Here is a 21,343-nt window from a genome sequence, read left to right on the forward strand (position 1 = left end):
CGCTTAGAAGCGGAAAGAATTAAACAAACTTTTTTATTCCGCTATGTGCTTAAAAAAAGTGAAAGAATAATCAGAAGTGCACTTCTAGGCCTAAAAATGCGCCATCAAATGATAAGTCAGTGGTGATGCCATCAAGATCATCCAGTTCCGCTGTGACGTCGCGGAATCCAGCCTGCAATGTCATATCGATGGCGAGACTCTCAATGAATGAGTACGTTACCGCAACCTGATAGTCACTTAATGTGTGGCTACCTACGCTCAAAAAGCTGCCTTCCGCATACGCGCCTAATCCGGAAAAAGGTAAACCAAATTCCAGCCTTGAATATGCCATGGGTACGACACCGGACAACGCTTCCTGACTTTGCGAACCTGAGCTTTGGCTTCGCACTAAAAAATCACCGTCAATGACCTTGGCATTCACGCCAAGATCAAAGCTGATAAGATCATTATCAAACAACTCATAGTAAAGAATAATATCAGTGCTGCTAATGTCTGTTTGAGTAAATACTGTGGTTTGCGCATTATATGCCTGCCCACCGAAGGTGAACGAGCTGCTCAGCAAGGTGTCGCCTTCAGACACCATTTGAGAATGCTGAAGTTTGATGTTTGGAACCAGCGGCACGAAATGCTCAATGGCAATGTACGCCGATCCCTTGGTTTCATCACCAAAATTAAAATCGGACTGCAAACTACCCGCATCGCCTTCGTCAGCAAAGCGCCCTGTCGCATCGGTGTTCCAGCCTTGGGCACCTAAATAAATGCCGAATACAGTATCAGCTGTCGCTGAAAAACTGCACAGCAATCCGGAAAGTGCAATGGCATAATGCATTTTCATTTGTCGTTATCCTTGGCTCAATAATTCAGTTAATTCTATAAGTGCCGCATTCGCACGAGAAATGTAATTTGCCATGACCAAAGAATGGTTAGCCACAATGCCAAAACCATCGCCATTTAGAATGATCGGACTCCATACCGTTTCTTGCGTCGCTTCTAACTCTCTGATGATTTGTCGTAAGCTTGCTTGCGCATTTTTCTTTTGTAGCACATCGGCAAAATCAACTTCGACAGCTTTTAAAAAATGTAATAGTGCCCACGTTGCACCGCGCGCTTCATAGAAGTTGTCGTCTAACTTCCACCAGCTCGTTCTGGTGTAGAAAGTGGAGGGCGTTGGTGTTGATTGAGATGCAACAGCATCTCCCGCCAAATCGGTGTTTTCTCGCCTGGCTCCCACGCTTGCACTCAACTTTTGCGACAAACTTCCCATGCGCTTTTCGACCTGCTTCAGCCAATCACGTAAATTATCTGCGCGTGTGTGAAATTGACTACCTGACGCGCCTGTAATACCCAATTGACTATTGAACGATTGCAACATGTCAATGGCTTCCCCATATTCCCCTTCTGCAGAGGGGAGTAGCCAGGCTTTGTGATCAATATTTAATTTAGGTTGTGCCTTTATTAGCAATGCATTTTCCACAGACTGAGACTGTGAACGACTAAAATCTTTGCGCATTGCCAGCGCCAAATCGCGCACCATTTCCAAGGCACCAAATTCCCAGCTAGGCATATTGTCTAAAAAGACACTTGGTGGCATTACATCGTTTGCCAAATAGCCGCCTGGTTTATTCAGTAAGGTGTCAGTCACCTCAATTAATGTCGACGTGACAACCTGTCCAGCGACTAACTGTGTGCTGTTACTGCTGTGCTTATGGGCATTTTCAACAACATCAAAGGTATCTGGCTCTCGACTCCAGTACCAACCAACTAGCCACCCCAAGACCAAAATCGCCAGCACTATGCTGGCGATTGTTCGCTTCGTAATCTGAAAATTCATTGAACCACCTTTTCCTGTGTGATTGATAGACTCATCGTACCACAATAACCAAGTAAAAGGTCAATCAGGCTTTAGGCACTAAAACTACCGCAAGTGCATAACCTGGCAGCACTACCATTGGGGCAAATATAACCCCAGCAACAGCGGCACCCCTAACCCAGAGAGGGTCCACACTTATTTGACGTGCCACACCCGCACAGACACCGCTAATCATAGCTCTGTTAAGGTCCCGATAAAGGCGGCCCGGACGGCCAAATTGATTATTCATAAATACGCTCCTACTATCGCCTATTTAAATTGTGCCGTTGCCCATGAATGACGTGGGTACATACTCGCTCTATGTTGACTGAGCTGGTTACCCTCTGTGTTCAGCCACTTTGCTGTAAACGCTACAGCAACCGCCGACATTGCAAAAAAAACTACAGGTAAACCCATTACCAACAACAGAGAGATAGCGTTCATTACTTGTCGTCCTTTTGTGTATTGTCCGTTTTTTTGATGTCTTTAATTTCGACTTTCGCTTTGACGTTTTCCGTACCTAAGCTGTGCAGTGTATTGGCTATACTTTGCTTTGCACTGTGATTTAAATCTTCAACGGTTTGACTCACTGCGGTCGAAACGAATCGCGTAATTAAGTTATCCAGATTGCTTGCACTTGCTTGTGAAGAGATTGATAAGCCACCAGCAATCAAGGCAATAGCGAGAGTTTTTGTCATTTTCATAGCAAGCTCCAAGTAAATGTAGATGAATTCCTTCATATACTCAGAGATTGCGAAAACAGTGCCAACACGACAAACAAGGGTAACTTGCTGTTTTAATTGAATAATAAATTTTAAGTCTAGAAATAATTAGCGTGAGAAATTGTAGAAAAACCAATTGATGGCGAATAATGCTAAAAAAATGCCTTTTATGCCAACCCGCGTACTTTCATGTCTTCCCTGGCTTGCTGTACAACCTCCAAACCACGTATCAGCACATCGGGTTGAGCCTGTTTTCCTGTGCCATTCTGACTCAAATAGCGACGCCACATCTTTCCACCGGGTTGGCCCTGATATAGACCAAGCATATGTCTGGCTGCATGCCATGGTCTAAACCCAGTATCAGCCACTTGCGTAATATAGTCCTGCATAGCCAGAACAATCTGGTCCCGACTTAATGTGGTTGATGACACGTTGAAGAGTGTCTTGTCTACAGATGCCATCATATAGGGATTGGCATAGACCTCTCGACCTACCATTACACCGTCTACCTGCTCCAAATGCATTTTTGCTTGGTCAAACGTCTTTACCCCTCCATTGATGCTAATAGAAAGCTCAGGAAAAGCGCGCTTAATCCGGTACACTCTTTCATAATTTAACGGCGGGACCTCTCTGTTCTCTTTAGGACTCAGACCTTGAAGCCACGCCTTTCTGGCATGCACAATAAAGGTATGACACCCAGAAGACGCCACAATATTGATGAAATTTTCGAAGTCAGCATCTTCATCCATGTCGTCTATGCCAATTCGGCATTTCACGGTAACGGGAATGTCTACAGACGCCTGCATAGCTTTAACGCATGCTGCAACTGTTTGGGGCTGTGCCATAAGGCACGCACCAAACATACCATTTTTAACACGGTCTGACGGGCAGCCAACATTAATATTCACCTCGTCGTAGCCATATTCCTGCGCTCGCACAGCGCAACGGGTCATGTCAGCAGGATCACTCCCCCCGAGCTGAAGTGCCACTGGGTGCTCTGCCTCGTTAAATGAAAGGTAATCGCCCTTGCCATAAATAATTGCGCCCGTGGTCACCATTTCTGTATACAGTAAGGCATGCTTTGACATGAGCCTTAAAAAGTAACGACAGTGTTTATCTGTCCAATCCAGCATTGGCGCGACAGAAAAAGTGCGATTTATTGATCCTACAGAAGCGTTCAATGTGAGCCTATTACAGTAAGTGGTGCATATCTTGGTTATTTTACCACTTCTGTCTGTACGCTTCATTTAACTGTTCTCTTTTTCTTGCGGTATTTGAACTCACTGACTTTGATTTTTACCGATTTGGTTTACACTAGCCCCCAATGCAGTTTGGATGGAAAAAAATGATAAGAACATTCTCAGCCAATACCATCGGGGTCATTTCTGTTATTGGATATTTTATTAATACTGTTTTTTGGTTTATCCCCATTATTATCCTTTCACTGTTGAAATTACTGCCGATTGCAACGTGGCAAAAGTGGTTGTCTTATCCTCTTGATGCCTGCGCGTCTAATTGGATCCGTTGCAACAATGTCAACCAACGCCTCACAGGAGGAACCCGAATAAATGTAAGCGGTCTGGAAGACCTTTCAGAGAAAGACTGGTATCTGGTTATTTCTAACCACCAATCTTGGGTAGACATCCTGGTATTACAACGAATTTTTGTAGGCAACATTCCGTTTTTGAAATTTTTCCTTAAGCAGGAACTTATATGGGTACCCATCTTGGGTTTAGCATGGTGGGCATTGGACTTCCCCTTTATGCGTAGATACAGCAAAAGCTTCTTAGCTAAGCACCCTCACATGAAAGGTAAAGACATGGAAACCACACGCAAGGCCTGTCAGAAATTTGCGACCAAACCCGTCAGCGTCATGAATTTTGTTGAAGGCACCCGTATTACAGAAGAAAAGCAACGCAGGCAAAAATCACCCTTTTCCCATCTTTTAAAACCTAAAGCCGGTGGTATCGCTTTTGTTTTATCTGCAATGGGCGATCAACTTAACAAGCTGGTAGATGTGACCATTCATTATCCCGATGGTGTTCCCAGTTATTGGGACTTTGTATGCGGAAATGTCAGACAAATAGAGGTTCACGTAGACACTTTTTCTATACAGACATTGTTTGATGAAGGTATATTTAGCGAGCACTATTTTGAAGACGTTGCACAACGAACTCGCTTTCAAAGCTGGTTGAATGCGTTATGGCACAAAAAGGATGAACACTTGCAGTCACTAAAAGAAGGGCAGTCGTTGTGCAAGTAAAAAGCGCGCTCATTTTTGTTGTACATACCAGCCTACAAATCATTAATCTCGCGTTGTGGGCGCTTATTGTATTTTTTCTCGGGTTAATAAAGCTGCTGATCCCCATCGCACTTATTCGGAAACACCTTCTTTTCTTAATGAATAGTGCAATGTTTGCATTTGGCATTATCAGTGTTCGGCTTATAAAAGTGTTTAACGATCTCGATATTGATTATCGTATCTCCGATGAGCTGTCAGAAGAACAGTGGTATTTACTCATCGCCAACCATTTGAGCTATCTCGATATAATTTTGTTAATTGAATTTTCAGCAAACCGTATTCCCGCGCCTAAATTTTTCCTCAAACGGGAACTGATTTGGCTACCTTTTGTTGGAATTGCGGCATGGGCACTGGATATGCCATTTATGCGCCGGTTTTCCAAAGCGTATTTGGAAAAACATCCTCACTTGAGAGGCAAAGACATAGAAACCACGCGTCGTTCGTGCGAGAAATACAAAGATACGCCCACAACGATTATCAATTTTGTGGAGGGAACACGCTTCACAACACAAAAGCATAAGCAAAAAAACAGTCCATTTTCCCACCTTTTACCTCCTAAAGCTGGCGGCATTGCATTCACCTTAGCGGCAATGTCCAATTTGTTTACGCATATATTAGATGTATCACTCGCCTACCCTGAGAATGCTCAGCATCCAATGATGGATATGCTAAGTGGGAATATGAAAAAAATTATTGTCGATGTCACTCAACTACCCATTCCCGATCATGTGGGGGGTGACTATTTCAACGATGAAGGCTATCGGTCTTTGTTTCAAAACTGGTTAAATGATATTTGGATTGCTAAGAATGAAAGAATTCGCGCTATGGTCAACCACTAGTGGCAGTGAAGCTGTAAAGGAACTACTCGGTCAGTTTTCCCAGAGCCTTGGTATTACAGCAAATACAGATAGCCCGCTCTACATGACAATCGTAGTAGGGGCAATTGCCCTTGCGTCAGTGACGTCTCTCGTGGTCGTGAGGCTAGTGTTGTCCAATCATCTTACTTCATGGATTCTGCGATCAAAAAACAATTGGGATGACTCACTTCAACAGCGTGGTTTTTTTAAACGAGTTGGACATCTTATTCCCGCGCTAGTAATTAGTATCGGCACCTTTGCACTTATCGATCCTGCCCACTTTTTATACGCTGTTTTATTGAAAGTATCGCAGTTGTACATGTTGATAGTTGGTCTGTGGGTGGTGTTTGCAATCCTCAATACAGTTGAAGATTTATACGCTCGCTCCAGAATGGCAAAACGGGCATCAATAACCGGCTTTTTACAAATTGCTAAGCTCACGTTTTCCATTGTGACCTTGTTGCTGAGTATATCAATTATTATTGATAAGAGCCCTATCCTCCTTTTATCAGGACTCACTGCAGTTGCTGCCGTCCTATTGCTCATATTTAGAGATACCATTTTGGGTTTCGTTGCAGGCATTCAAATAGCGGCAAACAGAATGTTCAATACCGGCGACTGGATTGAAATTCCTAAATTTCAGGTTGACGGTGAAATACTGGAAATAGGCCTTACCAACGTAAAAGTTCAAAACTGGGATAAAACCATCTCTACCTTACCGACCTTTGCGTTAACGAATGAATCGGTGAAAAACTGGCGTGGAATGAGCGACTCTGGTGGCCGACGTATAAAACGCCCTTTGCTTATCGACATTCACAGCGTAAAGCTGTGTGATGCGATAATGCTAGAAAAGTTTTCGAAAGTGAGGTTTATTTCAAAGTATATCGAGCTAAAAAAAGAAGACTTAGCCAAGTACCACAAAGACAATGCTATTGATGAGCAAGACTTACTAAACAGCCGTCAGCTCTCTAATATTGGCACATTCAGAGCTTATATTGAGGCGTATCTTCAACAACACCCTAAACTAAATAAAGACATGACTATGATGGTTCGTCAGCTGAAGCCCACGGAGATGGGGGTGCCTCTGGAGATTTACTGTTTTAGTGCTGAAAAACGCTGGGTGGAATACGAGAAAATCCAATCGGATATGTTTGACCACCTCATGGCCATGTTACCCGTATTTGAATTACGCGCCTTCCAACGAGACGCGTATTTACAAACTGTTAGGCCAGGACATACACCATAAGCAGCGCAACCACGAGGCCACTTACTCCGAAATAGCCATATTCGATCCTTTCAGCCATGGGGTTTTCGCTATTTGCCCCTACCATAAAGCCCATAATGATGCTGCTTAATCCCAATACAAAAGCGACTAACGCAGCGCCAAAAACCAATGCATTTACCCATTCATTCATATGCTGAGGTCTCACCGAATAATTAAAGGCTGCATTATGCCTCAAAATTTTTGCTTCGCCTATCCGGATCCGCTAAAACCTGACCATGTCTTTGATACTAATCAAAATACTCAAAATATAGTGGTTTTCACTCAGTAATCGTATTCTGAACAAGCCCACTCTCTCTGCAAATAAATTTACTATATTATTCAATAAGTTAAAGTTGGCACTCTATCTGCTTATCTTATTCAAAGACATCAATGGATAGGTAATAAACATGAAACTAAGTCATATAGCCCTTGCCACCTCTGCAGTACTTTTTTCGGCCGCATCAACGGCGCATGTCAATATTGAAAATAGCTGTGATGTAAACCTCAACGGCAATATGCAGTATAAAGATGAAGTCTTAACTATTAATACAGACTCTGGCAAAAGTATTACGTTTAATGCAGGCCACCAAGTGTTTGTTAACGGCAAGCAGCTTAACCTCTCGTCAGAAGAACAAGCGCATGCAAAAGCCTATTACGGTGCGGTCCAGCAAGCTGTGCCATTGGCTATAGATATTGCTATTGATGGTCTGGAAATAGCCAGTGAAGCGATGGGCGAGGTATTTACCGAGTTACTAGGCGAAGATGATTCATTAGTTCAGGACCTGGATTATTTGTTCGCTGACATAAGAACACAACTAGATAACAAATTTTTCGACGCTGATGGCGGCTTCGTGCTTGACGGGAGTGATATTCAATACAATGGCTGGGCGGGTAATGCCTGGGAAAATCAGTTTGAAGAGCGCGTTGAGAGCCTGGTAGCTAAGGCTGTAGGCAAGTTAATGATTTCCCTTGGCTCGCAAATGCTGATGGGCGGTGATGAAAGCGAAGGCACGCTTGCACGATTAGAAAACCTCGACACTACGATTGAAGAAAAAGTAGAACTCAGGGCAGAAGCATTGGAATTCAAAGCAAAAGATCTATGCAATATTATGCAAGATGCCGATGCAGCGGAAAATGCGCTAAAATATAGTCATGAAGAACTAACCGAACTCGATATCATCAAGTTCAGTAGGGAAAATGCCGAATAGCGTATTACTTTGTGGGTGTGGATGGTTGAATACACAGCTTATTCACCCCCTTCATTCTCTTGGTGTCAAGGTGCTTGCGACGAGCAGAGACACACAAAAACTTCAACGGCTTAGCGATCAAGGTGTTCAAAGCGCATTTTTTGAATTGGGTCAGCCCTTTCCTTTTAGCAAAGTGCCAGTGAATCACGACACCACTATCGTGCTCTCTATTCCTCCGGGCAGGCGCAACCCAGATACCACAATGTTTGAAGCGGGAATACGAATGCTGATCGCACAATTCTCTGCCAGGCAGCCCGCACACATTATATTTATAAGTACTTCTGCGGTTTACGGCGATAAAGCAAATCAAGAAATATTTGAGCACTCACCGTTGGCGCCGAACACCGCGTCTGCACATACGCATGTAGCGCTCGAACATACAGTCACGGAAAGCTTCCCTCACAACCATACTATTCTTCGTCTTGCAGGGCTCGTTGGGCCAGCGCGTCATCCCGCCACAAGTTTGGCTGGAAAGCAGTTAACAGCACCTAATCGCGTTGTCAATCTGGTTCACAGTGAAGATGTTGTGGTTGCATTGTTGAGGTTGATAAAGCAGGGGCCACAAAACCAGGCGATGCATCTTTGTGCGAGCGACCACCCTCAGCGGAAAGCTTATTATACTGAAGCTGCGCAGAGGATGGGGCTACCATTACCTACCTTTGAGGGTGATGATGATGTGTTTGAAGATACAGGAAAAAAAATTAATGCCAGTGCCACCCTGCGTGCTTTGGGTATGACACTGGCTTATCCAAGTCCTTACGACATGATCCCATTAACCAATTAAGGCGACACCAAAATATTTGAGCGCCACAGTATTAATGAATATGACAAGAAGAATAGCAGGAATAAAGGTACCCACTGACAAATCAACGTACTTGGCAAACCACCCTCTTCCGTAGTCTTCAGCCCCCTCAGATAGCGCAGAATGAAAATTAGCTTTTTTCCACCTGTAGATAACAAATATACAAATCAATAGCCCGTTCAGCGGTAAAATGGTGTCGTAGAAAATGTCATACACAATGTCAAAAAACGACTTAGGCGAGCCTGCATAGGCAGCAAATTCAGTAAAAAACGCACTCATCCCAAAAGACGCTGCACAGACAACACCCAGCAAAACCAGTAGTACACCGAGGAGAAGTAAGGCTTTTCTACGACTCATATCTCGCTCGTCCATTAATGCAGCAACAGGTACTTCAAAAATAGACACTAAGGAGGTAATGGCAGCAAAAAAGACTAACAGGAAAAACACGCTAGCAACGAAGCTCGCCCCAACGTAGCCAATGCTAGCCTGCAAGGCCAAAAAGATTTTTGGCAAGGAGGTAAATATCATACTGATAGACGATTCACTCAATTGCGCTGGGTCTGTGTCAGGATTGAAAGAGAATATCGCGGGTAAAATCATTAAGCCCGCAGTGAATGCAACTGCGGTATCGGTTAGTGCTACTAGCTTTGCAGAGCCAGGTATATTAGCCCGACTATTAATGTAACTACCATAGGTGATCATAATCCCCATGCCCAGAGACAGAGAGAAAAACGCCTGAGACAAGGCGCCATTTACAACACTGGCATTAATTTTAGAAAAGTCCGGGATAAGGTAAAAAGCGACCCCAGCCATGGCATTGTCGCGTGTAAGTACGAATATCACCAAGAGCACTAACATCACAAACAAGGCGGGCATTAACAATTTTGCTGCCCTTTCAATTCCTTCTTTCACCCCACCTTGCAAAATCAGGTAAACGATCCCAAGTACCACTGCCATGTAAACAAACACGGACGTTGAATTAATGAACTCACCAAAGGTATTTGGATCGGCAAGTGCAGCGAGATTGCCTGTGACAGATTCAAATAGGTAGCCAAAGATCCACACCGTAATGACGAGATAAAATACAGCAATCATGAAAGGAGTAATAATTGATAACCACCCTGCTATTGCCCAAGGCGTTCCATTGCCAGCAATAGACTTATAGGCGCCTAAGGGGTCTTTCCTGGCATGGCGCCCCACAGACATCTCGGCAAGCATTACCGGCAAACAAATCGCAAAGACAAAAATGGCATACATAACGAGAAAGGCTCCCCCGCCATTTTTAGCCGCTCCCACAGGAAAACCAACCAGGTTCCCTATTCCAACTGCCGAGCCCGCAGCTGCCAAAATAAATCCAATGCGCGAGCCAAACTGCTCTCTATTGCCGCTCATATCCGTTCCCCATAATGTGTTGTTATACACCATTAGCTACCGGCCTCTTAGGCCTGTATTGTGGTGCTACTTATAATTGTTAAGGAAGTGTAACAGTGACGGAATTGCTTGTCTTTACCATTGTATGGGTTTGCCGTCCCAATCTAGGTAGTAAGGTCCATTGTCAGTGTCTACTTTAGCCAAAATATCAACAAGCCGTTCAGCAGTGAATGCAGAGGAAAATAGCTTTTCAGGCTTAACGTTAGCCTGAAAAGGCTTAGACAATGCAGTATCTACTGTACCTGGGTGATAGCAAACAAAGCCCGTGTGTTTGGTCCGCCTGCGATACTCGACAGAGGCAGTTTTCATTATCATATTTAATGCTGACTTCGATGCGCGGTACCCGTACCAGCCGCCTAGCTTATTGTCAGTGATACTGCCAACCCTGGCACTTAAAAAGCACACTGTGCTCGCTGATTTACTTACACAATTCACCAAGTGTTTTATCCAAATAGCCGGCACGATAGTGTTTACGGTAAAGTACTGCGACAAGCCCTCAGTAGAAATGTCTTCTAACCGTTTTTCGGGGGATAGCGCACTTTCTTCGGAATGCAGTACGCCAACACAACCAACGACATAGCGAAAACTCATCTCCCGATTAGCCTGACACCAATGCGCGACAGCATGTTCACTGCCAGTGTCCAGTTTGATGCTTTTCACATTTTTCTGCGCAAATTCAGTATCGGAACGAGAGAGCGCATAGACCTGTGAGTCAGGGTATGCTGTTGAGAAGGCCTCAACCACAGCTTTACCGATCCCCCCACTGGCACCAATCACTAAAATTGTATTCTCTGTCATAAACTTTCCCTGCATCTGTCACAACGCTTTTTGCCAGTGAGGACATAAGAAATGCTGTATCGGTTGCGCGCAAACCAACGATAAACCGAATCTGCAACGGGTTTAATCAATGGCCAGCGCAGGGGAGCATAAAGCCAGCCAACACCTACCAAGCGCCATGCGTGATAGGTCACGTCCAGCCCGGTGATAACATCTCCTGCTCCCGTTAGACCGTGAATACGAGCATTGAGTGCGTCCTTGTCCATATTGGGATACCGGTTCCCAAATTGCTCGTCGTTGATGTCTTCAAAGCGCAACCGACGATGCTTATCACGTTTTTTTAAGTGCCGCATTTCAGCCATGCACAGCGGGCAAAAGCTATCGTAAAAAATGGTTAATTCATCGATACTCGGCAAAATCTTTGTTTCTTTTGTGCAAATCATACCTTTCTATACGCAACAATTATTTTCTTGGATGACTTGAGAACAATCCACACTGCCACAACGTATATGACCTAAACAAAAGTGGGAGAAAAGGTTATGAATACTATTCAGGAAGCCACATTGGGGGGCGGATGTTTTTGGTGTATTGAGTCTGCGTTTAATAAAGTTGATGGCGTTGAATCTGCCCGAAGTGGCTACGCCAACGGAAATGCTCCCAGTCCGAGTTATGAAGCCGTGTGCAAAGGTGACACAGGCTATGCCGAAGTGGTCAGGGTTAAGTTTGACACCAGTAAGCTTAGTTACAGAGATGTATTGGAGATCTTTTTTGCCCTTCACGACCCAACACAATTAAATCGCCAGGGAAATGACATTGGTACCCAGTATCGCAGCGGCGTGTTTTATCACGACGATCAACAAAAAGCGGAAGCAGAGAAAATCATTAAAGAAATGACGGCCGATGAGGTTTGGCCCGACCCAATAGTCACAGAAGTAACACCGCTACAGAATTATTATGAAGCAGAGGCTTACCACCAAGACTATTTCAATAACAATCCGCAGAATCAGTATTGCGCCATGGTAGTGGCACCAAAACTGGCCAAATTCAAAAAGAATTTCGCCTCAAGGCTTAAAGCGTAGTCCTGCACTGAGTGGAGTTCTGGTGACTGGTCTTATTCAAACCAGTCACTTTCAAGCGGCATACTGAACAAGAGCGGTGACATTGTCGCGTAGTGAGGAGCGTTTGTTTTGCACTGTGTATTTTTCTTGTAGTGCCGCTTCCATGGGTCATTGACCAGCCACAATTGGGACCCAATAACCGCAAGGCCTTCAATAGAAGCATTGTCCATTATTTCATGGTCGCCGCAGTCTAAAGAGGGTTCGCTTATTTCCGCGGCGAAGTTAAGCATGATGCGTTTAGGCTCTCTTTTCCCAGAGACGTCGATGACCCAAAGTTCATCGTCATTTCTGGCCGCCGCCAAGATAAAACCTGGGCTCTCACTATGCGGTGCGTACCAGGTCAGGCCATTGATAGGATGGTTTTCACCATTCAGGAGAGGAAGACGCAAATTGGCGTCCTTCACCGCGATAAAATCAGAGTCATCCCAAAAATCTGCTGTTATGGCCGTAGAGAAGATACGCGCCTTTCCAGCTTTATCCTTTTCAAGCCCGAGAAACAGCACTCTGTCAGCAGACATGGCCAGCCCTTCAATCCCGTCATTAGGAAAATCTCCCACCTCAGCTTCAATGGGAAATTGGACCGGACGTACATGTGTCATCGTCACATCGCTGTTCTCATTGACTTTTAATCTAACTAACAGCGTGGGATAAGCGGTTGAACCTGTTTGCGCAAAACGCTGCTGGCAACGACTGGACAAAGCGCCTGTGCGCGTTGCATCTTCCGTAACCATGTACATGACAGTATCATCGTCTGGGTCGACCACCAATGCTTCCAGATCAGGCTGATCAGATAAATACTGGGCGAAGCAACTTCTACGTACCCGTGATGCCATTTTTATCGTATTTGTTTTAGGTGCTAGGTAGGCCGAATCCGGATCAATAAAGTGGATCCTTCTGCGTTGAGATTCTGTTGCACTGCCATCTGATAAAGAGAGCAACTGGCCTCGCCAGTGCGCCAATCCAGATGTTTGTGGGTCGGGCATAACCGTGCCGTCACTCTCGCGGATCCATTTCCCTACAAGCAGATTGGCTTTTTGTTCAGGTTGCGCCACAACCTCAGCAGATTGTACAGGTTGATCAGAGCACGCAGCAGATGCGAAAAAACATAGAATGAAAAATGCCCAAAAGGATGACTTATACATAAAAAATACCTTACATAGCTTATTGATAGTGTAAACGTACTTCCGTGAAGGTTAAATGACTTAACCTAATTAATTGCTAAATGTGTCAAGCATTTATATAGTAGATCCATGTTGTACGACCATGACCCTCTTCCACTTCCTAAACTGCTCGCAGGTCCTATTTTGCGTTCTGTCAACGCACACGCTTTTACGGTATGGCTGGTGACGACAAGCGATGAAGATTTGCATCTCTCTTGCAGCATAAAAGGCAGTTGCACACAGCGAAAACAGCAAATAGGTGAGCATGCCTTTATTTATCTATTGACGTATTCACCCGAGAAGGCTCTCACACCGGATACTGAATATACGTATGACGTAATGGAGAAGAATAAACAGGGTGACGCAGTTTCTCTCACTCATGAACATACGCATCTTCATTACGCTCAGCGAGATTTGCATTTTTATTACCGCCCAACGCTTACCAACGTGGTACATGGTTCATGTCGTAAGCCGCATTATGAGGGTGAAGATGCACTTACTAATCTGGACAAGGTGATAGAAACGTCTTTGTCTAACAAAGACGTGCGACCAGACTTGCTATTAATGACGGGCGATCAAGTCTATACCGACGATGTAGCTGGCCCCATGTTGCAGGCGATCCATCAGATCTGTCAGCGTCTTGGGTTATTCACTGAATCACTGGATGGCAGTGTTATAGAAAGTTCAGAAGCGCTGTTTTCGCATCATGCCAGCTATTACCGACGTGACGAATTACTACCCAAAATAGACAGCAATGAAACTCTGCTCGATACGTTTTTCGGTGCGAAGAAAAAACCCATATTCACGTCTGTTCATGCCAAGAACCACCTTATCGGCTTAAATGAAATGCTTGCAATGTATCTGTTGGTCTGGTCTCCATTATGCTGGAAGTTGGTAACGTTTACGTCCGAAAAAATTGACGACCAGTACAAAGCTATTTATCACAAGGAACAACAAGCAATCGAAGCATTTGTATCCGGCTTATCCGCGATACAGCGTGTCTTGGCGCATATCCCTGTTTACATGATATTTGATGATCACGATATCACTGACGACTGGAACTTAACCCGTAATTGGGAAGAAATTGTATACGGGCATCCTTTGTCCAAGCGAATTATTGGCAATGCATTAGTGGCATACTGGCTCTGTCAGGGCTGGGGTAATACACCTGACAGGTTTGACGATATTCACCACACGGCCAGTGATGTGCTCAAGCCTGGCATGCCGAATTTGGACAATCTGATAGATCAGCTTCTTGAATGGGACCAGTGGCATTATCAATTGGACACTTCGCCGACCTTATATGTGCTTGACACTCGCACACAGCGATGGCGTTCTGAGTCAAACGGGAATAAGCCTTCAGGGCTAATGGATTGGGAAGCATTGTGCGAATTTCAGCACGGCATTATCGGGCACGACAAAGTTATTGTTGTCTCTGCCGCACCGATTTATGGCGTAAAGTTGATAGAAGCCATCCAGCGCATTTTTACCGCGTTGGGCCACGCTCTTACTGTTGACGCGGAAAACTGGATGGCACATAAAGGCACAGCAAGTGTGATCCTCAATATCTTTAGGCACATTAAAACGCCGCCTTTGTTCATCATTTTGTCTGGTGATGTGCATTACAGTTTTGTTTATGATGTTAGCCTGAAATTTCGTCGCAACAGTCCCCGAATTGTCCAATTCACCTGTAGCGGCATCAAAAATGTCTTCCCTGATAAGCTGATTAACTTTTTTGATAGACTCAATCAGGTACTGTATGCCAGCCGCTCACCATTAAACTGGTTTACTAAACGGCGTACGATGAAAATAAAAACACGTCACCCTAAAGGCGTAAAAGGTCGAACGCTTGTAAACACTTGTGCACTCGGTCAGCTTTTTATTTCGCCTGACAATGACAAGGTAGACTGCCGCCTATTGAAGGCTGACGGGAATACGATAGAATTCGAGTCCCAAAACGACGAGTAATTTGATTAGTGCTATGAGTGACACCTTCTCTATTGGTCTATTTTACGGATCAACGACTTGCTATACAGAAATGGCGGCGGAGAAAATACAGGCCCGCCTAAATGCATTGTTCGATGATGAAGTTGTACACCTACACAATATCGAAACCGACAGCTTACATAAAACAGCGCATTATGACGTTGTGATATTCGGTATTTCCACCTGGGACTTTGGAGAACTCCAGGAAGACTGGGAAAGCCACTGGGAAGAAACCCACTCTCTGCCTTTAGCGGGCAAAACCGTCGCACTCTTTGGATTGGGAGACCAACTGGGCTATGCAGACTGGTTTCAGGACGCACTGGGCATGCTGCATGATGCCATCAAGCCTAGTGGATGCCAGATTATCGGTTACTGGCCAATCGAAGGCTACGAATTTACTGCCTCGAAAGCGTTAACAGAAGACGGAACCCACTTTGTCGGTCTATCGCTCGATGATGAAAACCAATACGAGCAAACGGATAGTCGTATAGCCCAATGGTGCGAGCAGTTGTTGACTGAGCTTGCGTAACTTGAGTCACACATCGTCTCGATTGCATCGAGAGTTCTATCGCAATGGACCCAGCCACAGAGACGGCGCTGATGTGACTTTTGGCGATATCGTAAAAATTTTTGGTTTTAAAACGGCGAGTATAGGCAACTGGGTAACCAAACAGGAACAACAAATAGCAGCGAATCTATTTTTTGACGCGTTTTGCGATCTTATGACCATACTTCAGGTGCCTGAAAAAGTCATATCGCTGAATGGTACCCTGTCTATAAACTTTGGCAAAGGCGGTCAAAAACACAGTGCAGCACATTACAATGCGGCGACCAAAACCCTCTCACTCGCTAAAAATGCCGGTGCAGGCGCGTTGTCTCATGAATGGTTTCACGGTTTTGACCATTACATAGCCACGCGCTTGTTCCAAGGCGCTCAAGGCGACAAATTTGCCTCAGAACTTTGGTTGCAAAACAATCAAATCAAACCTCACCCGCTCAACCAGATGCTGGAAGATTGCTATCAGCATATTTTTCTAAAACCAGGGAGTGATGAAGTCAGCGATCTTTTTGTAAGAAGTCGAGACGCAGATAAAAGTTTAAATATCTACTACTATGCGTTACCACAAGAGGTTTGTGCGCGAGCATTTGAAGCTTTTGTTCAGGATAGCCCAGTAAAAAACACGTTTCTGGTTCAGGGCACCAAGCAGTCTATGGATGCCAAGTTGGGCTTATATCCCTCCCCTGAACAACGGCAAGTAATACACGGTTTCTTTTCTCGGTACTTTTATCAACTCGGCTTAGCCATTGACAAACAAGGTTAAAAATCTTGCAATAAAGTCTATAATTTTTTGTTACAGTCGGTATACTGTAGAGCTAAATTAAGAAACAAACGAAGTAGTCGGATGAAGAGAAAAAAACATACTAGCGCAGAAGACGAAGCGCAGGTCGATATGACCCCCATGTTGGATATTGTATTCATCATGTTGATCTTCTTTATCGTAACCACCTCATTCGTAAAAGAGAGAGGTTTAGAGGTCAATCGTCCTAAGGACAATCAGAATACAAACCAACCATCAAAGTCGTTATCAATTCAAATTGACCAAAACGGCATTATTAAGATGGGTGGAAGGGAAGTTGATATTCGTCGCGTTGTTGCAAACACGCAAACTTTCCTTGCAGAAAACCCCACTGATTCTGCCGCTATTCAGGCTCACGAAGATACTGAACATGGTACTGTTGTTGAGGTAATGAACCAAGTGAAAGAAGCTGGCATTGAAAAGGTTTCGGTTCTGGTTAAATCCTAACAGTAAAGTTATGAATTGAAAAAGCCGGTTATTACCGGCTTTTTTTATGCGTGTTTCGAGACTCTTGCCTCAACTTAATAAAGATACTGGCTAAATTACTGATATTAAAAACACTGCCAAAAATACTGCCAACCAAAAGCGCATACGCCAAGCCTAACAGTTCTGCCAATATAAACCACTGCCGAATTTTCGTGGCATTCTGCAGAACAATAGAACCAACAGTGAAAACAAGGGCTGACGAATAGGCCAGAATAATGATCCATCCATTTCCTAATCCAAACCATTCATAAAAGAAAAAAGCCAGGTTGGCAAAAACGAAAAACACCAAAATGGTATTGCTCCGATACCGTATTGCCACAATATTCCTGATGCTTGCTATCATGCAGCCGATTCCCGCCGCCATTGCGCCCAGCAGAAAAAAGTGCGCACTGACACAGGCCAATGCAATAGCCGATACAACCCTGTAACGGTTAATATCATTTTGCCGATAGCCAATAAAATTGATCACTACGGCAAGCGCACCAAATGCTTCTGCAATAAGTGTCATGTACTACTACTCCAAAACAACGGCGGGCAAGTATACTTGTCCAAATTAAAAGCGCAAATAGAATGCGCGGCAGAGTGTTCTGAAGTCATCCGTATACTGGTGTTGATGATTATAGATAGTCAGTATAGGTTCAATCTGCGTTAAACGGGTGCATTTACCAAACGTCATCATACTCAAATAAGGCTGTTTTTCTTCCACGCTTCTTACATGACGTAGTCTGTGTAAAGACATACCATATTTTTTAGCAGCTTCAATGCAGTGCGCATACTGAGCATAGGGAAACACAATACTGACGTGTGTATCATTACTACCACATTGTGCTGCTTTTTCGAAAAAACGTTGTGGCGTGAACGCGGTTTGTTGGCGAGCCAGTTTGCGCTGCGCATGCATAGCGTGCCCTGACTCTGCATCTGTGGCAGATGGGAAATAAGGTGGATTGGACACAATATGTGAGTATACGGAGCCTGACGATAAGGTTAAAAAGTCAACGTGTTGTGCTTTGGCTCTTTCACGCCAAGGGCTATTAGCAATATTCGCATTACACTGCGAGACGGCTCCCTTATCGATATCAATGGCATCAACCTTGGCCGCCTTACTCGTTTTTTGCAGTGCCATGAGCGTCAAAATACCACTTCCACATCCTACGTCTAAAACATGTGACGCGTATTCAAGATTAACCCAACTCCCAAATATCAAGCTATCAGTAGTCACTTTCATAGCGCACAATGCGTCGTCAATGGTGAATTGCTTACATCTAAACATCTTATTCTGGCTGTAATGCAATCATCTGTGAAGCGACCTGTTCTGCTGTGACAGGTTTATATTTTGCTAAGGGACCGCACAATAGAGGCGAATAAAGGGGAGCTAATTTCTGTCCAATACCTTCTAAGTATCTGGATTCGTGTCTTTCGCCCAGCAATAATGACGGCCTCACCGCAGCGGCATGTGCCAGCTGAGGCATGCGCATTATAGCGTTTTCGAGTTCCCCTTTGACTTTCAGGTAGAAGTTTTGGCTTTTTGCGTCTGCGCCTACAGAAGAGATCCACACAAAGCCTTCCGCTCGTTGTGCTCTGGCCAGCTGCGCCGCAATGTGAACAAATTCAAAATCAACACGTCTAAATGCGGCTTTACTGCCCGCCTGCTTTATCGTAGTGCCGAGGCAACAAAACACATGGTCAACGGAAAAGTACCCCTGGTAATCCTGAAAGTGGTCAAAGTCGATAACCACAGGTTTGAGTTTTTGCAATGGGTCGGGAAAATCAGATAGCGACAATGGCCTTCTAACCAAACAGGTCACACTATTGTAGTCTTCCTGTCTTAATAGTTGATTGACCAAGGCCTTACCAACCAAGCCTGTTGCACCTAGGACGAGTGCTGTTTTTCCCGCCATACTTCTTTTCTCACTAGTTTGTCTGCCGCACCGGATGATTATGCCAGAGTAGTACGCTTGCCCGTAATACTGAGTTCAATCTGTTTGTTTTTGGCAAAGCATTACCACGTAAAGCTCGGTATAGTGTTTACCCTCAACACTATACATTTTTGGAGGTTTGCGTGACACTCTATGTAGACATTGTAAGTGCAGCTGAGCGAATAGCCCCTTACATCAAAAAAACTCCTCTTTATTCATCAACATTGCTAAATCACTGTTTAGGTCAGCAGATTTTTTTTAAGTGCGAGTGCTTTCAAACTACTGGCTCATTTAAACTTCGGGGAGCAACTAACCTTATTGTTCAAGCGCTGCGAAAAAACGACAGCATCAAGCACGTTGTCGCCAGTAGCTCAGGTAATCACGCCCAGGCCGTTGCTTTCATTGCAAGGGAGCTGGGCTTGGCAGCAACAATATTCGCCGGCAAGTCAATTTCACCGATTAAGGCTGCAGCAACCCGTGCTTATGGCGCAAAACTCGTTGTCTGCGAGACAAGGCCAGAGGCTGACAAATTGACACAAGAAGCGGCCAATTCAGACAATACGTTGTGGGTGCCGCCTTTCAATCATCCACATATAATCGCGGGACAGGGCACTGTGATGCTTGAGGCCATTGGGCAGTTAGCTGAAAAACCCGATGCCGTTTTTACGCCCTGTGGTGGGGGTGGTCTTACCTCAGGCACGTTCATTGTGACACGCGAGAAACTCCCTCAAGCAAAAGTATTCGCGGCAGAACCACTCTCGGCAAATGATGCTGCTGAGTCCATCAGAAAGGGCAGTATTCAAACATTACCCACCGCTCCTGATACCTTAGCTGATGGCGCAGCTACACCGGCAGTTGGTGAGCACACTTTTCCCTACCTGCAACAGCTAGATGGCATTGTAGAAGTAACAGAAAAACAAATTGCCTATTGGACACAATGGTTACAACACACGCTAAAGCTTCACATAGAACCGACGTGTGCAATGACTATGCAGGCAGTGCTAAAATGGGCAAGGACAGCCCCTACAAACAGCACAGCCCTAGTCGTAATTTCTGGCGGAAATATTAGCCAGGCCAGCATGGCTAAAGTGTGGGAAACTGACTTTCTATCACAGTTTCCCACGTTGGATTTGGCCATTTAATGAAGTTTTTGGGGAAGCGGATCAGCTGTCGTAAAGTGTGTTGATCCATCTCACCTCATTGATGAAGTTCCAACTCCACTGCTGCCATTTTTTAGGTAGCCCTTGCTCAACAATCTGGTCTACAGTTTTCCCTTCTGCTTTGAGGCCATCAACAAAAGCATTGGTTTCCTTTATCATCGCCAAGAAAGTCTGAAAATCGCCCTTATTTGCTATTTTGCCGTGACCGGCAATAATCACAGTCTGGTCACTAATTTTATCTATTAGTGCTTGTACAGCAGCCATATACCCGTCAACTGACCCGCCACCATTGAGGTCAATGAATGGAAACATTCCATTAAAAAACAGGTCACCAGTGTGCAATACATCAGCGTTTTCAAACCAAACGGCACTGTCACCATCGGTATGTGCATTGGGCAAATGAAAAACATGAATGGTTTCTTCGTTAAAGTGCAGTTTTACGCCACCGTCATAAGTGATCACGGGTAGCGATTTAGGGTTGACGTCCTCTCCATTAGCCAGACGAATACGCACATTATGATGAGAAAGGATAGTGGCGTCTTTCTGTTCAGCAAAAAAAGCATTAGACCCTACGTGATCACCGTGATAGTGAGTATTAATCACGTATCTCGGTTTATCGCTTCCCAATTGACCCAACGCTGTTGCAATTTTTTCGGCTAAAGGGGCAAACTGGTCGTCAACGATTAACACGCCATCGCTGCCGGCTGACACCCCTATGTTTCCTCCGGCACCTACCAAAGCGTGGACAGTGCCTCTGAGATGTGTGGATTCAATTTCCACATCATCGAAACGCCCTTGTGCCGAAGCACTCGACGAGATTGCAGATGCAACAAGCAAGCTGGATAAAACGGTTTTTATCATTTTATTCATTATTAATACCGCCATTGGATAGTTAAATTAGAATACAG

General features: G+C 44.6%; 26 protein-coding genes. 11 read left to right on the forward strand and 15 right to left on the reverse strand.

Translation table 11 applies throughout. From position 1 onward, the window contains the following. Positions 1-70: 70 nt before the first annotated feature. The 6 genes from DRW07_RS09145 to dusA all read right to left on the reverse strand — a co-directional run bounded on the left by DRW07_RS09145 (position 71) and on the right by dusA (position 3,704). Positions 71-835, reverse strand: a complete 765-nt coding sequence (locus DRW07_RS09145) for a TIGR04219 family outer membrane beta-barrel protein (protein WP_124027614.1) — start codon at positions 833-835, stop codon at positions 71-73. A gap of 6 nt (positions 836-841) precedes the next feature. After that, on the reverse strand, positions 842-1,831 hold the full coding sequence (locus DRW07_RS09150; RefSeq protein WP_124027615.1) for a DUF2333 family protein: 990 nt from the start codon (positions 1,829-1,831) through the stop codon (positions 842-844). Between the two features lie 64 nt (positions 1,832-1,895). Next, positions 1,896-2,099, reverse strand: a complete 204-nt coding sequence (locus tag DRW07_RS09155) for a PspC domain-containing protein (protein ID WP_124027616.1) — start codon at positions 2,097-2,099, stop codon at positions 1,896-1,898. A gap of 20 nt (positions 2,100-2,119) precedes the next feature. Further along, positions 2,120-2,293, reverse strand: coding sequence for a hypothetical protein (locus tag DRW07_RS18320; RefSeq protein WP_165870458.1), 174 nt, complete (start codon positions 2,291-2,293; stop codon positions 2,120-2,122). After that, the gene (locus DRW07_RS09160; RefSeq protein WP_124027617.1) at positions 2,293-2,553 is read right to left on the reverse strand and encodes a hypothetical protein; all 261 of its coding nucleotides are present in this window, start codon (positions 2,551-2,553) and stop codon (positions 2,293-2,295) included. Before DRW07_RS09160 ends, DRW07_RS18320 begins: the two co-directional genes overlap by 1 nt. A gap of 185 nt (positions 2,554-2,738) precedes the next feature. Next, the gene (dusA, locus tag DRW07_RS09165; RefSeq protein ID WP_240630598.1) at positions 2,739-3,704 is read right to left on the reverse strand and encodes a tRNA dihydrouridine(20/20a) synthase DusA; all 966 of its coding nucleotides are present in this window, start codon (positions 3,702-3,704) and stop codon (positions 2,739-2,741) included. 212 nt (positions 3,705-3,916) lie between these two features. Between dusA and DRW07_RS09170 the strand changes: the two genes are divergently transcribed. From DRW07_RS09170 to DRW07_RS09180, 3 genes are read left to right on the forward strand one after another with little or no spacing between them, the layout of a single operon-like run. After that, complete coding sequence (locus DRW07_RS09170; protein WP_124027619.1) at positions 3,917-4,834, forward strand: acyltransferase; 918 nt, start codon at positions 3,917-3,919, stop codon at positions 4,832-4,834. After that, on the forward strand, positions 4,825-5,712 hold the full coding sequence (locus DRW07_RS09175) for an acyltransferase (RefSeq protein ID WP_124027620.1): 888 nt from the start codon (positions 4,825-4,827) through the stop codon (positions 5,710-5,712). Before DRW07_RS09170 ends, DRW07_RS09175 begins: the two co-directional genes overlap by 10 nt. After that, entirely contained in the window at positions 5,681-6,976 is a 1,296-nt protein-coding gene (locus DRW07_RS09180; protein WP_205665387.1) for a mechanosensitive ion channel family protein, read from the forward strand. The genes DRW07_RS09175 and DRW07_RS09180 overlap by 32 nt, the downstream gene beginning before the upstream one ends. Here the strand turns inward: DRW07_RS09180 and DRW07_RS09185 are convergent. Further along, positions 6,954-7,145, reverse strand: a complete 192-nt coding sequence (locus DRW07_RS09185) for a hypothetical protein (protein ID WP_124027621.1) — start codon at positions 7,143-7,145, stop codon at positions 6,954-6,956. The two genes, DRW07_RS09180 and DRW07_RS09185, sit on opposite strands and share 23 nt — an antisense overlap. A 256-nt stretch (positions 7,146-7,401) precedes the next feature. On the opposite strand from DRW07_RS09185, the gene DRW07_RS09190 reads away from it, so the two are divergent. Together DRW07_RS09190 and DRW07_RS09195 are read left to right on the forward strand one after the other, a co-directional pair. After that, a complete protein-coding gene (locus tag DRW07_RS09190; protein ID WP_124027622.1) occupies positions 7,402-8,202 on the forward strand; it encodes a DUF2884 family protein in 801 nt (266 codons plus the stop codon). Further along, the gene (locus DRW07_RS09195; RefSeq protein WP_124027623.1) at positions 8,192-9,025 is read left to right on the forward strand and encodes an NAD-dependent epimerase/dehydratase family protein; all 834 of its coding nucleotides are present in this window, start codon (positions 8,192-8,194) and stop codon (positions 9,023-9,025) included. Before DRW07_RS09190 ends, DRW07_RS09195 begins: the two co-directional genes overlap by 11 nt. On the opposite strand, the gene DRW07_RS09200 is transcribed toward DRW07_RS09195, so the two are convergent. From DRW07_RS09200 to DRW07_RS09210, 3 genes are all read right to left on the reverse strand, one after another. Next, a complete protein-coding gene (locus DRW07_RS09200) occupies positions 9,014-10,435 on the reverse strand; it encodes a sodium-dependent transporter (RefSeq protein WP_124027624.1) in 1,422 nt (473 codons plus the stop codon). The two genes, DRW07_RS09195 and DRW07_RS09200, sit on opposite strands and share 12 nt — an antisense overlap. Before the next feature lie 114 nt (positions 10,436-10,549). Next, positions 10,550-11,272 carry an SDR family NAD(P)-dependent oxidoreductase gene (locus tag DRW07_RS09205; RefSeq protein WP_124027625.1) on the reverse strand — a complete coding sequence of 241 codons (723 nt, stop codon included), beginning with the start codon at positions 11,270-11,272 and terminating at the stop codon, positions 10,550-10,552. Then, entirely contained in the window at positions 11,269-11,694 is a 426-nt protein-coding gene (locus DRW07_RS09210; protein WP_124027626.1) for a thiol-disulfide oxidoreductase DCC family protein, read from the reverse strand. Before DRW07_RS09210 ends, DRW07_RS09205 begins: the two co-directional genes overlap by 4 nt. Positions 11,695-11,790: 96 nt before the next feature. Between DRW07_RS09210 and msrA the strand changes: the two genes are divergently transcribed. After that, entirely contained in the window at positions 11,791-12,330 is a 540-nt protein-coding gene (msrA, locus tag DRW07_RS09215) for a peptide-methionine (S)-S-oxide reductase MsrA (protein ID WP_124027627.1), read from the forward strand. A gap of 32 nt (positions 12,331-12,362) precedes the next feature. Here the strand turns inward: msrA and DRW07_RS09220 are convergent, their stop codons facing one another. Beyond that, the gene (locus DRW07_RS09220; RefSeq protein ID WP_124027628.1) at positions 12,363-13,511 is read right to left on the reverse strand and encodes a hypothetical protein; all 1,149 of its coding nucleotides are present in this window, start codon (positions 13,509-13,511) and stop codon (positions 12,363-12,365) included. 108 nt (positions 13,512-13,619) lie between these two features. On the opposite strand from DRW07_RS09220, the gene DRW07_RS09225 reads away from it, so the two are divergent. The 4 genes from DRW07_RS09225 (at position 13,620) to DRW07_RS09240 (ending at position 17,320) form a co-directional block, all read left to right on the forward strand. Continuing rightward, positions 13,620-15,497 carry a metallophosphoesterase family protein gene (locus DRW07_RS09225; protein WP_124027629.1) on the forward strand — a complete coding sequence of 626 codons (1,878 nt, stop codon included), beginning with the start codon at positions 13,620-13,622 and terminating at the stop codon, positions 15,495-15,497. Between the two features lie 13 nt (positions 15,498-15,510). After that, the gene (fldB, locus tag DRW07_RS09230) at positions 15,511-16,044 is read left to right on the forward strand and encodes a flavodoxin FldB (protein ID WP_124027630.1); all 534 of its coding nucleotides are present in this window, start codon (positions 15,511-15,513) and stop codon (positions 16,042-16,044) included. Position 16,045: 1 nt separating this feature from the next. Next, positions 16,046-16,837 (forward strand): CLCA_X family protein, encoded by a 792-nt coding sequence (locus DRW07_RS09235; RefSeq protein WP_124027631.1) that lies wholly within the window; start codon positions 16,046-16,048, stop codon positions 16,835-16,837. A gap of 81 nt (positions 16,838-16,918) precedes the next feature. Then, positions 16,919-17,320 (forward strand): ExbD/TolR family protein, encoded by a 402-nt coding sequence (locus DRW07_RS09240; protein ID WP_124027632.1) that lies wholly within the window; start codon positions 16,919-16,921, stop codon positions 17,318-17,320. Positions 17,321-17,351: 31 nt separating this feature from the next. On the opposite strand, the gene DRW07_RS09245 is transcribed toward DRW07_RS09240, so the two are convergent. Genes DRW07_RS09245 through DRW07_RS09255 form a run of 3 tightly spaced genes read right to left on the reverse strand, consistent with a single transcriptional unit; the run spans position 17,352 to position 19,257 of the window. Beyond that, entirely contained in the window at positions 17,352-17,867 is a 516-nt protein-coding gene (locus DRW07_RS09245; RefSeq protein WP_124027633.1) for a YgjV family protein, read from the reverse strand. A 45-nt stretch (positions 17,868-17,912) separates the two neighbouring features. Continuing rightward, a complete protein-coding gene (locus tag DRW07_RS09250) occupies positions 17,913-18,629 on the reverse strand; it encodes a tRNA1(Val) (adenine(37)-N6)-methyltransferase (protein WP_124027634.1) in 717 nt (238 codons plus the stop codon). Between the two features lies 1 nt (position 18,630). After that, a complete protein-coding gene (locus tag DRW07_RS09255; RefSeq protein WP_124027635.1) occupies positions 18,631-19,257 on the reverse strand; it encodes an NAD(P)H-binding protein in 627 nt (208 codons plus the stop codon). Between the two features lie 161 nt (positions 19,258-19,418). Between DRW07_RS09255 and DRW07_RS09260 the strand changes: the two genes are divergently transcribed. Continuing rightward, positions 19,419-20,417 (forward strand): serine/threonine dehydratase, encoded by a 999-nt coding sequence (locus tag DRW07_RS09260; RefSeq protein ID WP_124027636.1) that lies wholly within the window; start codon positions 19,419-19,421, stop codon positions 20,415-20,417. A 21-nt stretch (positions 20,418-20,438) separates the two neighbouring features. Here the strand turns inward: DRW07_RS09260 and DRW07_RS09265 are convergent, their stop codons facing one another. Continuing rightward, entirely contained in the window at positions 20,439-21,305 is an 867-nt protein-coding gene (locus DRW07_RS09265; RefSeq protein WP_240630558.1) for an MBL fold metallo-hydrolase, read from the reverse strand. Positions 21,306-21,343: the final 38 nt, after the last annotated feature.

Origin of the sequence: Paralteromonas sediminis, assembly GCF_003820355.1 — a bacterium.
In the GTDB taxonomy this organism is placed as follows: Bacteria; Pseudomonadota; Gammaproteobacteria; order Enterobacterales; family Alteromonadaceae; genus Alteromonas_F; species Alteromonas_F sediminis.

Coding starts and splice junctions, on each gene's coding strand:
- DRW07_RS09240 (WP_124027632.1), top strand. CDS start 16,919: ATGAAGAGAAAAAAACATACTAGCGCAGAAGACGAAGCGCAGGTCGAT.
- fldB (WP_124027630.1), top strand. CDS start 15,511: ATGAGTGACACCTTCTCTATTGGTCTATTTTACGGATCAACGACTTGC.
- DRW07_RS09250 (WP_124027634.1), bottom strand. CDS start 18,629: ATGTTTAGATGTAAGCAATTCACCATTGACGACGCATTGTGCGCTATG.
- DRW07_RS09255 (WP_124027635.1), bottom strand. CDS start 19,257: ATGGCGGGAAAAACAGCACTCGTCCTAGGTGCAACAGGCTTGGTTGGT.
- DRW07_RS09205 (WP_124027625.1), bottom strand. CDS start 11,272: ATGACAGAGAATACAATTTTAGTGATTGGTGCCAGTGGGGGGATCGGT.
- DRW07_RS09225 (WP_124027629.1), top strand. CDS start 13,620: ATGTTGTACGACCATGACCCTCTTCCACTTCCTAAACTGCTCGCAGGT.
- DRW07_RS09210 (WP_124027626.1), bottom strand. CDS start 11,694: ATGATTTGCACAAAAGAAACAAAGATTTTGCCGAGTATCGATGAATTA.
- DRW07_RS09150 (WP_124027615.1), bottom strand. CDS start 1,831: ATGAATTTTCAGATTACGAAGCGAACAATCGCCAGCATAGTGCTGGCG.
- DRW07_RS09145 (WP_124027614.1), bottom strand. CDS start 835: ATGAAAATGCATTATGCCATTGCACTTTCCGGATTGCTGTGCAGTTTT.
- DRW07_RS09160 (WP_124027617.1), bottom strand. CDS start 2,553: ATGAAAATGACAAAAACTCTCGCTATTGCCTTGATTGCTGGTGGCTTA.
- DRW07_RS09170 (WP_124027619.1), top strand. CDS start 3,917: ATGATAAGAACATTCTCAGCCAATACCATCGGGGTCATTTCTGTTATT.
- dusA (WP_240630598.1), bottom strand. CDS start 3,704: ATGCTGGATTGGACAGATAAACACTGTCGTTACTTTTTAAGGCTCATG.
- DRW07_RS18320 (WP_165870458.1), bottom strand. CDS start 2,293: ATGAACGCTATCTCTCTGTTGTTGGTAATGGGTTTACCTGTAGTTTTT.
- DRW07_RS09195 (WP_124027623.1), top strand. CDS start 8,192: ATGCCGAATAGCGTATTACTTTGTGGGTGTGGATGGTTGAATACACAG.
- DRW07_RS09185 (WP_124027621.1), bottom strand. CDS start 7,145: ATGAATGAATGGGTAAATGCATTGGTTTTTGGCGCTGCGTTAGTCGCT.
- DRW07_RS09190 (WP_124027622.1), top strand. CDS start 7,402: ATGAAACTAAGTCATATAGCCCTTGCCACCTCTGCAGTACTTTTTTCG.
- DRW07_RS09245 (WP_124027633.1), bottom strand. CDS start 17,867: ATGACACTTATTGCAGAAGCATTTGGTGCGCTTGCCGTAGTGATCAAT.
- DRW07_RS09200 (WP_124027624.1), bottom strand. CDS start 10,435: ATGAGCGGCAATAGAGAGCAGTTTGGCTCGCGCATTGGATTTATTTTG.
- DRW07_RS09180 (WP_205665387.1), top strand. CDS start 5,681: ATGAAAGAATTCGCGCTATGGTCAACCACTAGTGGCAGTGAAGCTGTA.
- msrA (WP_124027627.1), top strand. CDS start 11,791: ATGAATACTATTCAGGAAGCCACATTGGGGGGCGGATGTTTTTGGTGT.
- DRW07_RS09220 (WP_124027628.1), bottom strand. CDS start 13,511: ATGTATAAGTCATCCTTTTGGGCATTTTTCATTCTATGTTTTTTCGCA.
- DRW07_RS09265 (WP_240630558.1), bottom strand. CDS start 21,305: ATGAATAAAATGATAAAAACCGTTTTATCCAGCTTGCTTGTTGCATCT.
- DRW07_RS09155 (WP_124027616.1), bottom strand. CDS start 2,099: ATGAATAATCAATTTGGCCGTCCGGGCCGCCTTTATCGGGACCTTAAC.